Origin of the sequence: Vitreoscilla filiformis (genome assembly GCF_002222655.1) — a bacterium.
Taxonomy (GTDB): Bacteria; Pseudomonadota; Gammaproteobacteria; order Burkholderiales; family Burkholderiaceae_C; genus Ideonella; species Ideonella filiformis.
Genome location: NZ_CP022423.1, coordinates 3451945 through 3464895, shown reverse-complemented (window position 1 = coordinate 3464895; position 12951 = coordinate 3451945). Strand labels below are relative to the sequence as shown.

Annotated in this window: 18 protein-coding genes; 16 read left to right on the top strand and 2 right to left on the bottom strand. The window is 66.1% G+C overall.

The features are described 5' to 3' along the window. Positions 1-217 precede the first annotated feature (217 nt). The 5 genes from VITFI_RS16250 to VITFI_RS18050 are packed head-to-tail and all read left to right on the top strand — an operon-like array spanning position 218 to position 1909. Positions 218-415 carry a hypothetical protein gene (locus VITFI_RS16250; RefSeq protein WP_089417878.1) on the top strand — a complete coding sequence of 66 codons (198 nt, stop codon included), beginning with the start codon at positions 218-220 and terminating at the stop codon, positions 413-415. Positions 416-435: 20 nt separating this feature from the next. Next, complete coding sequence (locus tag VITFI_RS16245; protein ID WP_089417877.1) at positions 436-834, top strand: hypothetical protein; 399 nt, start codon at positions 436-438, stop codon at positions 832-834. Then, positions 831-1478 (top strand): hypothetical protein, encoded by a 648-nt coding sequence (locus VITFI_RS16240; protein WP_157725735.1) that lies wholly within the window; start codon positions 831-833, stop codon positions 1476-1478. The genes VITFI_RS16245 and VITFI_RS16240 overlap by 4 nt, the downstream gene beginning before the upstream one ends. Continuing rightward, on the top strand, positions 1393-1734 hold the full coding sequence (locus VITFI_RS18055) for a hypothetical protein (RefSeq protein WP_157725734.1): 342 nt from the start codon (positions 1393-1395) through the stop codon (positions 1732-1734). The genes VITFI_RS16240 and VITFI_RS18055 overlap by 86 nt, the downstream gene beginning before the upstream one ends. A gap of 1 nt (position 1735) precedes the next feature. Then, the gene (locus VITFI_RS18050; RefSeq protein WP_157725733.1) at positions 1736-1909 is read left to right on the top strand and encodes a hypothetical protein; all 174 of its coding nucleotides are present in this window, start codon (positions 1736-1738) and stop codon (positions 1907-1909) included. Positions 1910-1959: 50 nt separating this feature from the next. Here the strand turns inward: VITFI_RS18050 and VITFI_RS16230 are convergent, their stop codons facing one another. Beyond that, complete coding sequence (locus tag VITFI_RS16230) at positions 1960-2145, bottom strand: hypothetical protein (RefSeq protein ID WP_157725732.1); 186 nt, start codon at positions 2143-2145, stop codon at positions 1960-1962. Here VITFI_RS16230 and VITFI_RS18740 point away from each other — a divergent pair. The 11 genes from VITFI_RS18740 to VITFI_RS16180 all read left to right on the top strand — a co-directional run bounded on the left by VITFI_RS18740 (position 2138) and on the right by VITFI_RS16180 (position 12216). Beyond that, entirely contained in the window at positions 2138-2263 is a 126-nt protein-coding gene (locus VITFI_RS18740; protein WP_269768736.1) for a hypothetical protein, read from the top strand. The two genes, VITFI_RS16230 and VITFI_RS18740, sit on opposite strands and share 8 nt — an antisense overlap. Positions 2264-2265: 2 nt before the next feature. Further along, a complete protein-coding gene (locus VITFI_RS16225) occupies positions 2266-2667 on the top strand; it encodes a hypothetical protein (protein WP_089415337.1) in 402 nt (133 codons plus the stop codon). Between the two features lie 14 nt (positions 2668-2681). Continuing rightward, a complete protein-coding gene (locus VITFI_RS16220) occupies positions 2682-3416 on the top strand; it encodes a hypothetical protein (protein ID WP_089417873.1) in 735 nt (244 codons plus the stop codon). Continuing rightward, positions 3347-6247 carry a hypothetical protein gene (locus VITFI_RS16215; RefSeq protein ID WP_089417872.1) on the top strand — a complete coding sequence of 967 codons (2901 nt, stop codon included), beginning with the start codon at positions 3347-3349 and terminating at the stop codon, positions 6245-6247. Before VITFI_RS16220 ends, VITFI_RS16215 begins: the two co-directional genes overlap by 70 nt. A 14-nt stretch (positions 6248-6261) precedes the next feature. After that, positions 6262-7518, top strand: a complete 1257-nt coding sequence (locus tag VITFI_RS16210; protein ID WP_089415335.1) for a hypothetical protein — start codon at positions 6262-6264, stop codon at positions 7516-7518. Continuing rightward, positions 7515-8300 carry a hypothetical protein gene (locus VITFI_RS16205; protein ID WP_089415334.1) on the top strand — a complete coding sequence of 262 codons (786 nt, stop codon included), beginning with the start codon at positions 7515-7517 and terminating at the stop codon, positions 8298-8300. The genes VITFI_RS16210 and VITFI_RS16205 overlap by 4 nt, the downstream gene beginning before the upstream one ends. A gap of 2 nt (positions 8301-8302) precedes the next feature. Continuing rightward, the gene (locus VITFI_RS16200; RefSeq protein WP_089415333.1) at positions 8303-8689 is read left to right on the top strand and encodes a hypothetical protein; all 387 of its coding nucleotides are present in this window, start codon (positions 8303-8305) and stop codon (positions 8687-8689) included. A gap of 7 nt (positions 8690-8696) precedes the next feature. Then, entirely contained in the window at positions 8697-10832 is a 2136-nt protein-coding gene (locus VITFI_RS16195) for a hypothetical protein (protein ID WP_089415332.1), read from the top strand. Then, a complete protein-coding gene (locus VITFI_RS16190) occupies positions 10819-11052 on the top strand; it encodes a hypothetical protein (RefSeq protein WP_089415331.1) in 234 nt (77 codons plus the stop codon). Before VITFI_RS16195 ends, VITFI_RS16190 begins: the two co-directional genes overlap by 14 nt. A gap of 140 nt (positions 11053-11192) precedes the next feature. Continuing rightward, complete coding sequence (locus tag VITFI_RS18960) at positions 11193-11402, top strand: Com family DNA-binding transcriptional regulator (protein WP_089415330.1); 210 nt, start codon at positions 11193-11195, stop codon at positions 11400-11402. Next, positions 11362-12216 (top strand): DNA adenine methylase, encoded by an 855-nt coding sequence (locus VITFI_RS16180; protein ID WP_198301538.1) that lies wholly within the window; start codon positions 11362-11364, stop codon positions 12214-12216. Before VITFI_RS18960 ends, VITFI_RS16180 begins: the two co-directional genes overlap by 41 nt. A gap of 45 nt (positions 12217-12261) precedes the next feature. Here the strand turns inward: VITFI_RS16180 and VITFI_RS16175 are convergent, their stop codons facing one another. Next, positions 12262-12849: a hypothetical protein gene (locus tag VITFI_RS16175; RefSeq protein ID WP_157725731.1), complete on the bottom strand. Its 588-nt coding sequence runs from the start codon at positions 12847-12849 to the stop codon at positions 12262-12264. Positions 12850-12951: the final 102 nt, after the last annotated feature.

Genomic DNA, 12951 nt, shown 5'->3' with positions numbered 1-12951 from the left:
TACACAGCCCCCATTGCCAAGTCGGTGGGTCTGAGCCTGGAACAGACCGTCGTCGCCATCATTGGCAAGTTCGCCGATGCGGGATCGATGCCAGCCGGGCGGGCACGGCACTGAATGCGAATCCTGAGCCAGTTCAGCGACCCGGCCAGCAAGTTCCGCACGGAGCTGGGCACGATCGGGATCATCACCAAACGACTTCGGCGAGGCGCTGCGCCAGTTGGGCACCAAGGGCGCCGTGGGTGAGCGCGCCATCTTGGCGGTTGGGACGGAGGCGGGGCCGGCGCTGCGGTCACTGTTGAATCAGGGCATCGGGGCACTGGATGAGCTGACGGGGAAGCTCAAAAATGCCAAAGGCAGCGCCGCCGAGACGGCTGCTGTGATGGGCGACAACCTGCGCGGGCGCTGGGTGGGTTGAGCAGCGCGTGGGAAACGGTGATGAATGCCCTGGGCACACCGACGCTGCCCATCCTGAAAGACGGTGTGAACCAACTGGCTGCGGCGCTGTCTGCGGCGGTCAGTAATGGGACGGTGGGGAAGTTCGGGGATGCCTTGGCTGCTGCGTTCAAGGCGGCCATTGAGTGGGGCACCCGGTTTGTAGGCGCGGTGGATTTTGAGGCCGTGTCGGTGCAGTTGCAGACGTTTGCCACCAACCTATCGGTGACTCTGGACGACCTCGGCGCCAAAGCCAAGAACGCCGGCAACGTGGTGCAGACCGCGTATGGGGTGATGAGCGCCGGGGGCAACACAGTACTGGCGGGCGTGTATGTGCTGGTGCGGGGTTCTCCAGCTTGGTTCAGTCGGCGCAGGCCTGGTACGCGTTGTACCTGGACATGATGTCCAAGGTGACATTTGGCGAAGTCAGTGCCCGGTACAAACTGGCGGCCGACGAGGTGCGCGTCAGTGCAGCGGCCTCTGGGGCGGCCACGGATGCATTCATGGCCAAGGCCCGCCAGGCAATGGATGACGCTGCCACAGCGGCTGAGAGTGCCCAATCGGGTTGGGATGGTCTGACGCAATCGCAGACGCAGGCTGCGCCCAGGCACCGAAAGGTGGTGCAGGCGCAGGCTGATGTGAAGGCGGCGGTGGAGGCCACCAGCTCGGCGGCAAGCGCTGCGGGTGCAGCGGCCAGTGCGGCGGCGAAAGCAGCCAAGACTGGATCGCAGGCCCAACAAGCGGCGGCGGAGGCGGCGCGCGAAAAGGTGGCCACGTTGCGGGCCGAGTACGAAAAGGCTGTGGACGCGGGCGAATGGCAGCGGGCGGCGGAAATTCAGCGGCAGTTGACAGCGGCGCTGCAAGGGACGACAGCAGCCACGAAAGAGAGTGCCGCAGCGGCCAAGGTGGTTGAAGGGGCGTTTGAAGCGCCTGGGGATCACGAGCGTCGATCGGCTCACGATGATGGCGGATGCGGCCAAGCGGGATTACCAAATCATCCGCGATGCGGGCACCACAGCAGCACGAGACAAGCAAGCTGCGTTTGAGAAATATGCGTCGGCGGCCATCGCTGCCAATGGTGGTGTGGTCACCGCTGAACTGCGGGCGCAGGCTGCGGCGCAGGGGATGGGTGTTGCAGTGGATGAGGCGGGGCACGCTGTGGTCAAGTCGCTGTCGGCCATTCCCGCCGCTGCTGATGCCGCGACTGAGGCAATGCGGAAGACCCGTGAAGAAGCTGAGAAAACCGCCTCAGCAGTGGTCGCTGTGGTGAAAAACAGTGCTGTGGAGAAAACGCAACGGTGAAGTGAAGTCACTGTTCGATGACGATTACCGCAAGCGCACCGGAGACGGCACCACCGCTGGCGGCAACACGCTGATGAGCGTGATCAATGACCTCAAGGGCTATGGCTTGGACGACGAAGCGGCGCAGCAGATCGCCGCGAGTTTGTGGATGCAAGCGGCAACGTCCCCTACATGAACAACCCCGGCCAACGGAAGTACGGCGGGCCGGGGGGGGGGACGCTGTCGTCAGCCCTGCAAACTGCCGCCAGTCAGTACCTCTACGGCAAGGACGGCCACGGCGGCGAAATGGCCCGGCGTGCCGCTGCCGCTGCGGCCCCGCACCAGCGCCGCAGCGTCGGGCCAGGTGGCGGCGCCTGCGCCTGCGCCATCTGCTGCGCCCACCACATCGCGCACGGTGTACGCCGTGGCCATCACGATCAATCGGGGCCGCGAAGAGGCCGTGGAGATGGCCTCGCAGGATGACGCTCAGGCCCTGGTGGCGATGCTGCGCCGCCTCGAATCTGACGCCGCACGAGTAGGAGGAGGTTGAGCATGATCCAGTTGAGTGCCAATGGCCTGGTGGTGGTGTTCGGCTCGGGCTGTGCCTGGAGCGATGAGCACAGTTGGAGCCCTGTGGGGCAGACCGTCGAGCGGTCATTGACCGGGGCGCTGATCGTGCAATCGGCCAGCGCGCCCGCCGAAGCGGGCCGACCGGTGACCCTGCAAGGTGTCGAGCAGGGCGCCGGGCTGGTCAGCCTGACCGACGTGCAGACGCTGCGCGGATGGGCCGCAGAGCCCGGCCAGGTCATGACGCTGACCACCCCGGACGGGGTGCGCGAGGTGATCTGGCGCCACCACGACGCCCCGGCGATCACGGCCGATCCCTATACGTTTTACGACGATCAGCAGGCTGGCGACATGTATGTCGTGACGGCCAAGCTCATGGTCATTTAAAGGAGAGACACCACATGCCCATCCTCTCAGGCGACGTGGTATTGCTGGCATCGGCGGTCATGGCTGATGTGGCCGAAGGCGGCGGTGCTCCCACGGGGACGGTGATCAGCGATGCTGAAAACGCGCTGTTCCCGGATATTTCAGAGTTGGATCGTGCAGGGGGGCGGGTCAATCTGCGCAAAACGTTTGTGGCGATCCGCTCTGACGACACCGACACCTACTTCGGCTCCAACGTGATCGTGGCGCAGCCACCCACGGACGCCAATACGGCCGTCACGCTGTTTGCCCGCGACGCGACGTTCGACACGCGGTCGGAGGCGCAATCACGCGTGGAGGCGTACCTCAACAAGGGGCCGCTGTGGCCGGGGTATCTGTACGAGGGCCACATCACCGGGCAACGTGTGGTGCAACTGTTTCAACGTCCGTCCGAGGCCCCGCCCACGGTGGGGCAGACGTTGGTGTTGGTCAAAGACGAGGGCCTGTCCACGCAGGTGGAGCAGTACATCCGCGCCATCACGGTGTCCAGCGTCACCCGCACCTTCACCGCCGGCGATGGGTCGGAGTACCAAGCGGCTATCGTGTCCGTTTTCCTGAGCGATGCCCTGCGGTTCGATTGCCCCGGCAGCCCCGCCTCCGAGACGTTCGCCCGCCTCAGCACCGCTGCTGCGGTGCGCGATACGTGGTGGCCGATGCGGGCACCTACGCTGGGGTGTCGCCCCTGGCCGAGTCGGTCAGCATGGGGGCGATGAAGATCAAGGCAGAGTCGATCTACTCGCAACTGGTGCCCAGCGCCCAGACCGAGGCGCCGCTGTCGGTCATGCCGCCCTATGCGGCTGCTGGGCTGCCGATCCCGGGCGCGGGCAGTGTCACCTACACCGCCACCCATGCGTGGACACCCACCACCAAGCTGGCTCTGCCGGGAGGGTGCCTTCCAGGATCACTGTCGATCCAAGTGGCCGGTGTCACGATCACCGACGCTGGCGGGATGTTGCGATCAGCCGGGGCCGATGTGGGCACCATCGACTACGCCAACGGGCTGCTGACATCCGCCGCAGGGGACTACTCGGCCAGCAAGGTCATCACCTACACCCCCGCAGCGCAGGTGCTGCGGGTTCCGCAGAGCGCCGAAATCGAGATCACGGCGGCGTCCCGCAGTCAGTCCTACGTGGGGGTGATCGATCCTCAGCCCCAGCCCGGCACGCTCTCGGCCAGCTACCGCGCGGGCGGGCGGTGGTATGTGCTGTCGGACGATGGCACCGGCGCGCTCAAGGGCAGCGATGCCAGCTACGGCGCCGGCACGTTCAACCCCGCGACGGGCGGCTACATCCTGACGCTGGGTGTGCTGCCGGATGTGGGTAGTTCGGTCATCCTGAGCTGGGGCGCACCGACGCAAGAGACCCGGCACCCCACCGCTGTGACGCTCAAGGCGACGCAGACGATCGCGTTGGCGCCGCCGGCTGGAACATCGGTACAGCCGGGCTCAGTGACGGTGTCTTGGCTGCAAGCGGGCGTGTCCAAGAGCGCCACCGCTGGCGCGGATGGGGTGCTGTCCGGCCATGCCACGGGCACGGTGCGCGTGGCGCAGGGGGTGATCGAGGCGTTCGCGCCCGCGACCCTGCCCGCCGTAGGGGCGCAGTTGACGATCGGCTATGTGGCCGGCCCCAAGACGTCCGACGCATTTGCACATCCGTCGCGGCAGGGCGATGGGCGGCTGGCGGTGACAGCTTCGGCGGCCATCACGCCGGGGAGCTTGGAGGTTGAGTGGAACACCGTCACAGACACTGCTGTGCTGGGCACCTATACCCTGGGCCAGTTGACCGAAATGGGCGTTTCGACGTGGGTCGATCCGACGCAATATGCGCGGGACGACGGCGGCGGAAAAATCATGCGGGAAGGTGTGCAAATTGGCACAGTGACGTATGCGACGGGAGCGATTACCTGGAATCCAGATGTCACGATCAAATTACCGAGGCCGAAATACAGCGCCGCATTGGACGACGATTTATACCGCTGGCGCTTGACCTATACCGGGCTGGAGTATGTGGATGCGCCGTCCATTTACCCAGCCGATGAATCCGGGGCGGTGACCCTGCGGTACAACTCGCCCGGCTCGACGAGCACCCGCACCGAGACGGTGACGTTCACCCCGAAGGTGCAACTGGTGCCGGGCGTTGTGGCGCCAGTGGTGCCTGGCACGGTGGTGCTGACGATCCCCGGATCGCAGCCGTGGGGGGACAGTGGCACGGGTGTGCTGCGCGAAAACACCGTGGCGTCTGGCTGGCTGACGCGGGGCACCATCGACTACACCACGGGCGTCATTGCCCTGTCGTCCTGGGCCACGGGGGCGACCAATGCACTCAGCCGGGTGTCGTGCGTCACCACCTTGGGCAATGCGCTGTCCAGCGAGTTTGTGTTCAGGGCTTCCTCGGCGCCCTTGCGACCGGGATCGCTGTCGATCCAGTGGACGCGCACGACCGGGGGCCCCAAATCGGTCACGGCGGGGGTGGATGGCGTGATCAGTGGCACCGGCGTGGCGGGCAGCGTGGATTACGAGACCGGGCTGGTGCGGGTGCGGTTCGGGGCGATGGTCACGGCGGCGGGAAATGAATCCCAGCCGTGGTATTCGGCCAGCCGGGTGGAGTCGGATGGGCGCATCTGGCGGCCCGATCCGATCGTCATGACCACGCTGCGCTACAGCGCGGTGGCCTACAGCTACCTGCCGCTCGATGCCAGCATCCTGGGCATGGATCCCGTGCGGCTTCCAAGTGACGGGCGGGTGCCGATTTTCAGAGCGGGTGGGTTCGTTGTGGTCGGTGCCAAAACAGCCGTCACGGCCACCGTGGCCAATGGGCAGACGGTGTTTGCTGGGCGCGAGCGGCTGTCTCGATTGCGCGTGGTGGGGGCCAACGGTGCGGTGATCAGCACCGGCTACACCACCGATTTGGACGCTGGGACGGCAACCTTCAGCGACGTTTCGGCCTACGCCCAGCCCGTGCGAATCGAAGGGCGCGTGGAAGACATGGCGATGATCCGCGACGTGCAGATCAATGGGGAGATCGGGCTGTCTCGGCCCATCACCCACGACTACTCGGCGCCTGGAAGTTACGTCTCGACGGCGCTGGTGCTCGGGGATCTGTTTGCCCGCGTGGAGCGCGTGTTTGACCAATCGAGTTGGTTCGGCGCGTGGTCTGACAGCCCCGAACCGGGTTCAAGCACCCTGGCGGCCTACAACAACGCCGACCATCCCATCCTGATCACAAACCGGGGGGGCATCACGGAGCGCTGGATTGCCCGGTTCACCACGACGACGAGCTACGAGCTGATTGGCGAGCATGTGGGTGTCGTGGCCGTGGGTAACACCGGCCAGGACTTCGAGCCGCTCGGGCCATCTGGGGCGCCCTATATGCACATTCCAGCGGCTGGCTGGGGCGGCGGTGGGTGGTCGGTGGGCGCGATCCTGCGGATCAACACCATCGGTGCGATGGCACCGATTTGGGTCGTTCGCACGATCAATCCGGGCGCAGCGTATGACACACCGGATCAATTTGAACTGTCGCTGCGTGGCGACGTGGACGCTTAAATTGAGGAGATCACATGGCCGCATCGGTTTTTTGGCATGCGAACTACTTGGCAGGGGCGCCGCAGCTCACCAACGCCTGGGGGAGTTTGACGGCGCTGTTGGACGCCTGCTTGGTCAATGGGTACGGGGTCAAGACGATCGCCACGCTGACATCGACCGTCGCGGGGGTGGCCACGGCCACGGTCACCGGCGGGCATGCATTCGTGGCCGGGCAGGTCGTGGAGATTGCCGGCTGCGCGCAGGCCAACTACAACGGCCGCTGGACGGTGCTGAGCGCGCAGGCCACGAGTTTTACTTTTCAGCTCGACGATCCGGGGTCGATCCGCACGGCGACCACCACCACATCGATCACCGCCAAAACGCCCAGCCTGGGGTGGAGCAAGCCCAACACGGGTACAAACCGGGGCGCCTACCGGGCCCCCACGGGTAACCGCAACCTGCTGGTGGTGGACAACTCCCAGCGGGCGGGGTACGACTCAGCGTGGGCCAAATGGGCGTCAGTGGGGATCGCATCGGCGATCAGCGGGATCAATCCGATCGTGGTCACGGGCATCCAAGCGCCGTATGACCCCACCAACCCTGCGCGCAACTGGACGACGGCGGGCACCGGTGGGGATTGGGGGTGGGCGAAGTGGATTCACGCGCGGCAGTACGGGTGGCTGAATGAGGGGGACGGCGGCGCCGGTAATCGGGATTGGCTGCTGGTCGGTGATGGCGTGATGTTCTACCTGTGGGTCAAGGTGTCAACGGGCTGGGGTGGGTTCGCGCAGTACGCGTTTGGGGATGTGTCGTCTTACGTGGCCGCAGGTGACGCGACGGGGACGGTGCTGGTGGCAACTGAGAGCGCCAACGAGGATCAGCCCGGTTCCGGCAACAGCTTTGGCCTGGGCGAGTCGCTGGCCTATGCCGGCAAATGGCTGCTGCGCAACCACACGCAACAGGGGCTCCCCGTCAAGTGCGCGGCCACGCCGGCACTGCACATGGCCAATGGGGTGCTGACATCGGGGCGAGGGCCAATGCAGTACCCACACGGCCCGGACAACGGGCTGTGGCTGACGCCGACGCTGTGCGTGCAAGAGGGGATGAACTCCGTCAGGGGGACGTTCCGGGGGTTGTATTGGATGCCTCAATACAAGCCGGTCGGGCACGGCGCTGTGTTCGACCAGGTCGTCAGAAACACCACCCGCCGGATGATGGCGGTGGCGTGGCAGGGGTACAGCGAGGGTGACGGCGTGACCATGGCCATTGATCTGACGGGGCCGTGGACATGAGTGCCCATCGTTGGTGGCGATGCAGGTGCATCGCCACGCTGAGCGGCCAGGTCTTGGTGGGCGAGCTGCAATTTCGCAGCGCGGCGGGTAGCAATTTGGTCGCGGGTGGCACGGCGATTGCGTCGTCGCAGTACGTCGACAACGCCCCAGAACGTGCATACGACGGCGCCGCCGCCACCTATTGGCAGGCCTACATGTACGAAGGGCACGCCCCGGATCGATGGATCGGCTACCAGTGGCCCGCAGCGGTCGATGTCGCGCAGATTGCTGTGCAGCAGCTTCCGGGTGGCGGCGATCACTATTGGATCGGAGCCCTCGTGGAGTGGTCGGACGACGGCACGACATGGGTGCAGTACGGCTACGCCGCGCTCCCGTCACCCACATCCAGCACAGATTTGGCGTGGAAGGTCGGCATCATCGTCCCGGTCAGGTCAGTGCTGTACGACCTGACGCGCGGCCTGACAGCCAGCGGTGCGCCCGGCGGTGCGGTGGCATCGGTGTTGCCTGATTTGGCGCCATCGGCCCGAGACATTGATGGTGGGCCCGGCGTGATCGCGGGTTCCGTGGCCGTGCTGGGGCCGCCAGTGACACCGCTGGCGCGGCGGGTGCTGCTGATCTCGGAGCGGCTGAGGCGCGTGGTGCGTGAGACGTGGTCGGGCACGGATGGGCTGTACCGGTTCGATGGGCTCTCCGTGGCCGACACGTACTCGGTGGTGTGCCACGACAACGCCGGGACGTACCGCGCCCTGATCGCCGACGGGCTCGCGCCCACCTTGGAGTAACCATGGCCAATCAATCAGACGTTCTCATTGCGGCGCGGGCAGAAGCCCTGCGCTCGCTGCTCACCGCCGGCCCAGCTCGGCTCAAAATTTACACGGGCGCCGCACCGGCAACGCCCCAGACGGCGGCCACGGGCACGCTGCTGGCTGATCTGGTGATGTCGGCCACCGTGGCGGCGCCAGTGGCGGGCGTGTTGACGGTCTCTGCAACGGCTGATGCGACGGTGGCCGCGTCGGGCACGGCGGGATGGGCGCGGCTGTCCACGTCAGCGGGCGCGGCCCTGTTGGACATGTCCGTCGGGATCGCTGGGAGTGGACATGAAGTCATCCTGTCGGCGGTGGCGCTGTATGCCGGCGGTTTTGTCCGCCTGACCAGCCTGACGCTGACGTAAGCCGCTCGTGGCCACCACCGACCTGCGATTTGCGGCGGGGTTGCCCGCATCGTCGGCGCTGCTGTTCGGCGACGACGGCACCGCGCCGGTGTTTGCGGCGCAGATGGCGGTGGGGTTGCCGGGGGTGACGCTGACCGCAGGGGTCACGTACGAGGCGCTGGGGCGGCTGGCGCAAGTCGCCGTGACGCTGCCGGCGGTCACGCCTGCGGGTGCGGTAGTGCTTGGTGTGGCGGCGCAGGCGGCGGTGATCCTTCCGCGTGTCGTGCCTGCCGGCGCGGGCGTTGTTGGGGTGGCTGTTCAAGCAGCGGTGACGCTGCCAACGGTTGCGCCTGCGGGTGCGGCGGTGCTGGGTGTCGCGGTGCAGGCGGCAGTGACGCTGCCGAGTGTGGTGCCCGTGGCCACCTTGCAGGCCAATGCCGTGACCGCCGTGGCTGCCGTGCAAGTGGGCGGGCCTGTCGTGCCGGCTGGGGTGGGGGTGTACGACGCCGATGTGTCGCGGGGGCCGGCCCGTGATATCGGCGTAAGCCACCAGCGCGCCGTGACACTGGATGCGGCTGTGGTGGCTGTGATGGCCCCATCCGCCCCGGTGGCCGTGCAAGCAGCGGTGACGTATGCGCCGCTTCGAACCATGCACCAAGGTGCCCGCCTGATGCAGGTCGATACCGCCCGCCTCGGCAGCACAGCCACGATGCGACAAATAGACGCCCGGCGGCTGTCCGCTGGTGCGCGGTACAGGCACCGGGATCACCAACGCTGCCAGGTGGCGGCGCAGGTGACGCACGCGGATGCACGGCAGATGGGCAGCGGCGCGGCCTTCAAACAGCGTGATTTGCTGCGCACAGCCCGCCCGTGGTTGGACGTTCGAGCGCGCCCGGCCGCGCCGCGACATACCGCGCGACCGGATCAGTGGCAGGTGGCGACCCCGATGCCGCTGGTGTGGCAGGCGTCGAGCCGGGATGCGGTCAGGCCACCGCCTGGCGTCAGCGTGATGCCGGGGTCGGTGATCCCCGTCAACACCTGCTGCGGGCCGCGCACGCCTGACCTGCGGTTTTTTGTTCCAGCGCCGGCCAGTCCGCATCTGATTTTCCGCTGTGATCGACAGCTATTGCCAGGGATCATCGTCCCGGCGCGGAGGGTGTACCTCGTGATCAATGACGTTCAACTGGTTCGGGCGGACGACGGCACCGCCATCAACTGCACCTCACTGACCCTCAGTGCGGATGTAGATAGCTGGGCATGGCGCTGGAGCGCGTCGATTGCGGCCAGCGATCAGGCCAAACTGGCGCCGGCAGCAGGCGCAGCGGCCTGCGAACTGCTGGCACATGTCAATGGGCAGGTGTGGCGGGTGATCGTGGAGTCGGCGCAGCGCGACCGTGAGTGGAGCAAGTCGTCGCTGTCGATCGGTGGGCGCAGCGCCTCGGCCATTTGGGACGCTCCTTATGCAGCCAAGCGCACGTTCAACAACGCCGTCGTGGCGGCAATGACGCAACAGTTGGCGCTCGACACACTGGCCACCAATGGCGTGCCAAGCGACTGGGCCATTGATTGGCAGGTGCCAGATTGGCTGGTTCCAGCAGGCGTGTGGAGCCACCAAGGCACGCCGATCAGTGCGATCTGTCGCATTGCCGAGGCGGCGGGTGGGTATGTCCAATCTTCCCCCGCCGGGAACGAATTGATGGTTCTGCCGCGCTACCTGGCTGCGCCATGGGCCTGGGACAGCCTGGTGCCTGACATCGAGCTGCCTGCCGCCGTGGTGCGCCAAGAGGGGATCGAGTGGACGTCGAAGGCCATCTACAGCCGGGTGTTTGTCTCAGGGACTACGGCGGGGGGCGTTCTCGGGCGCGTCACCCGTGGCGGCACGGCGGGCGATTTGGTGGCGCCGATGATCACGGACGCTCTGTGTACGGATGTGCAGGCAGCCCGTGCCAGGGCGTTGCCGGTGCTGTCGGACGTGGGGCGACAAGCGCTGGTGCAACTTCGTCTGCCGGTACTCGCCCAAACCGGCGCCATCGTCCCCGGCAAGCTGGTGCAGTACGTGGACGGCGATTTGACTCGCCTGGGGATGACGCGCAGCTTGTCAATTCAAGCTGGGCGGGCCAGCGTGTGGCAGACGATTGGAGTGCAGACCTATGAGCAGCCCTAACCTGTATCGCGCCCTGCGCGACGCGCTGGGACTGGATGTGCCGGTGCAAGTGGGTACGGTGGTCAGCGTGAGCCAAGGTGTGGCCGTGGTGGAGCTGCCTGGCGGCGATCGGATCACGGCCCGAGGCGATGCGCCTGCTGCCGGCGCTACGGTGTTCGTGCGCGCCGGCGTCATCGAAGGCAGCGCGCCAGGGATGACCTACGTCGAAATCGACATTTAAAGAGTGGGGCGACTGCCACCGGTGCTGGAGCACCGGTGGCGGCCCCGTCATGCAGAAGGAGCTGCAAGCCGGCCAAGGCCCCACTACTGCGCGCGCAGCAGGTGGAGCCTACGTGGCAGAAATTGCAACAGGCTTGCAAAATGAATGAGGAAATCAGGTGCGGCTGTAACAAGCTGCTGGCGCGTGCACGGTTTATCGGCCGAGTGCAAATCAAATGCCCGCGATGCGGCACCATGTGCGACGTGACCAGGGACACGATCCCGCAATCCCCCGATCGCCACAGAGCGACTCATCAACGAGGACGGCTCTGTGAACCAGACGACAACCAAACCGGCCAGCTTGGCCGCTGATGGCCCCAAGCGGGCGGTGCTGCGCTACTTTGGAGGCAAGTGGGCGATTGCCCCGTGGGTGCTTCGGCACCTTCCACCCCACCGCATTTACGTCGAGCCGTTTGGTGGCGCGGCCAGCGTGCTGATGCGCAAGACCCGCAGCGAGATTGAGGTCTACAACGACCTCGACAGTGAGATCGTGTCGCTGTTCCGCGTCATCCAAGACCCGATGCAATGCGCAGCGCTGATGCGCAAGCTGCGCCGCACACCCTACGCCCGCGCCGAGTTTGACCAGGCGTTCATGTCGTCTACCGATCCGGTGGTGACGGCTCAGCGCACGATCATTCGCGCCTATTTGTCGTTTCACCACGCATCGGTGTTCGATCCGCGCAAGCGGTCGTTTGCCGACGCGCGGCACCGCACGGGGTCAGGCAGGGGCAAGGCCGGCGAATGGGTCACGTACCCGCGCAGCTTGGTGGCTGTCCGGCGTCGGCTGCAAGGCGTGGTGATCGAGTGCCGTGATGCGCTGGCCGTGATCAAAGCCCAGGACACGCCCCAGACGCTGCATTTCGTCGATCCCCCCTACGTCCCCTCCACTCGATCCGACACAGGCTACCGGCATGAGCTGACCACGCAACAGCATGTCGAGCTGCTGGAGGTGCTACTGGGCTGCAAGGGGATGGTGGTGCTGGCCGGATACCCGTCCGCGCTGTACGACGAGATGCTGGTGGGGTGGCGGCGGGTGGAGCGGGCGCATTTTGCTGTGGGAGTTTTGCGACAACCACGCACCGAGGTGCTGTGGATTTCCCCGCGTGCGGCGGATGCGCTGCCGTAGCTCTGCAAATCTATTGCACAGGCTGCAACTACTCTGGCCTGTTATTTATCGCGCGCGGTGGGCTGGATTTATCGCGCGCGGCTTCAGCAGCAGCAAAGCCAGTGCGGGCAGGGCCATCAGGGGGTGGAGCAAGGCCGCCAGCACCGCGCAGCCCCACGCCCAGGCGGTTCGCTGACGCCAGTGGCACACCAAGGCCAGCAGCACGCACAGTTCGGCGCTGGTGCGTGAGGTGAGATCGGGGCCGCCGTACTGGAACGAGTCGTAGGCGCTGTAGGTCGAGGACAGCAGCAGCATCAAGGCCAAGCAGGCCAGCCAGCGATGGCCCTGCTGCCTGGGCCACAGCGTGGCGGCCAAACCCACCACCGCCATTCCCCAAGCCAGACGCCCCAGTGTGGCCAGCACAAAGGCGCCGAAATTCAGCCCCCAGGTCTGGATGGCCGTGGCGTACACCCAGCCGAACACCGAAAAATTGCCCTGCGATTGGCCCAGAAAAAACAGGTCCGGGGCGAAGTTGTGCGGCTCCAGGCGACGCAGCGCCTCGGCGGTGTACACCAGCCCGTCTTGCACATCGAATCCCATGTACTGGGCTGACAGCCACCACACCCCCAACAACCACGCGACGAGCGCCCACACCACTGTTCTCTGGGGGGCTGAGGTTTCTGGGGAGGGAGAGTCGGCGGACAGCAAGGGGTTCTCCTGGGCGTCAAACGGGGACGGGCACGCATTGTGCGATGC

What these genes read in the sequence shown, in the direction of transcription:
- VITFI_RS16225 (WP_089415337.1), top strand. Translation starts at nt 2,266, where the DNA reads ATGATCCAGTTGAGTGCCAATGGCCTGGTGGTGGTGTTCGGCTCGGGC.
- VITFI_RS16200 (WP_089415333.1), top strand. Translation starts at nt 8,303, where the DNA reads ATGGCCAATCAATCAGACGTTCTCATTGCGGCGCGGGCAGAAGCCCTG.
- VITFI_RS16245 (WP_089417877.1), top strand. Translation starts at nt 436, where the DNA reads ATGAATGCCCTGGGCACACCGACGCTGCCCATCCTGAAAGACGGTGTG.
- VITFI_RS16190 (WP_089415331.1), top strand. Translation starts at nt 10,819, where the DNA reads ATGAGCAGCCCTAACCTGTATCGCGCCCTGCGCGACGCGCTGGGACTG.
- VITFI_RS16205 (WP_089415334.1), top strand. Translation starts at nt 7,515, where the DNA reads ATGAGTGCCCATCGTTGGTGGCGATGCAGGTGCATCGCCACGCTGAGC.
- VITFI_RS18960 (WP_089415330.1), top strand. Translation starts at nt 11,193, where the DNA reads ATGAATGAGGAAATCAGGTGCGGCTGTAACAAGCTGCTGGCGCGTGCA.
- VITFI_RS18055 (WP_157725734.1), top strand. Translation starts at nt 1,393, where the DNA reads ATGATGGCGGATGCGGCCAAGCGGGATTACCAAATCATCCGCGATGCG.
- VITFI_RS16240 (WP_157725735.1), top strand. Translation starts at nt 831, where the DNA reads ATGATGTCCAAGGTGACATTTGGCGAAGTCAGTGCCCGGTACAAACTG.
- VITFI_RS16210 (WP_089415335.1), top strand. Translation starts at nt 6,262, where the DNA reads ATGGCCGCATCGGTTTTTTGGCATGCGAACTACTTGGCAGGGGCGCCG.
- VITFI_RS16220 (WP_089417873.1), top strand. Translation starts at nt 2,682, where the DNA reads ATGCCCATCCTCTCAGGCGACGTGGTATTGCTGGCATCGGCGGTCATG.
- VITFI_RS16230 (WP_157725732.1), bottom strand. Translation starts at nt 2,145, where the DNA reads ATGGCCACGGCGTACACCGTGCGCGATGTGGTGGGCGCAGCAGATGGC.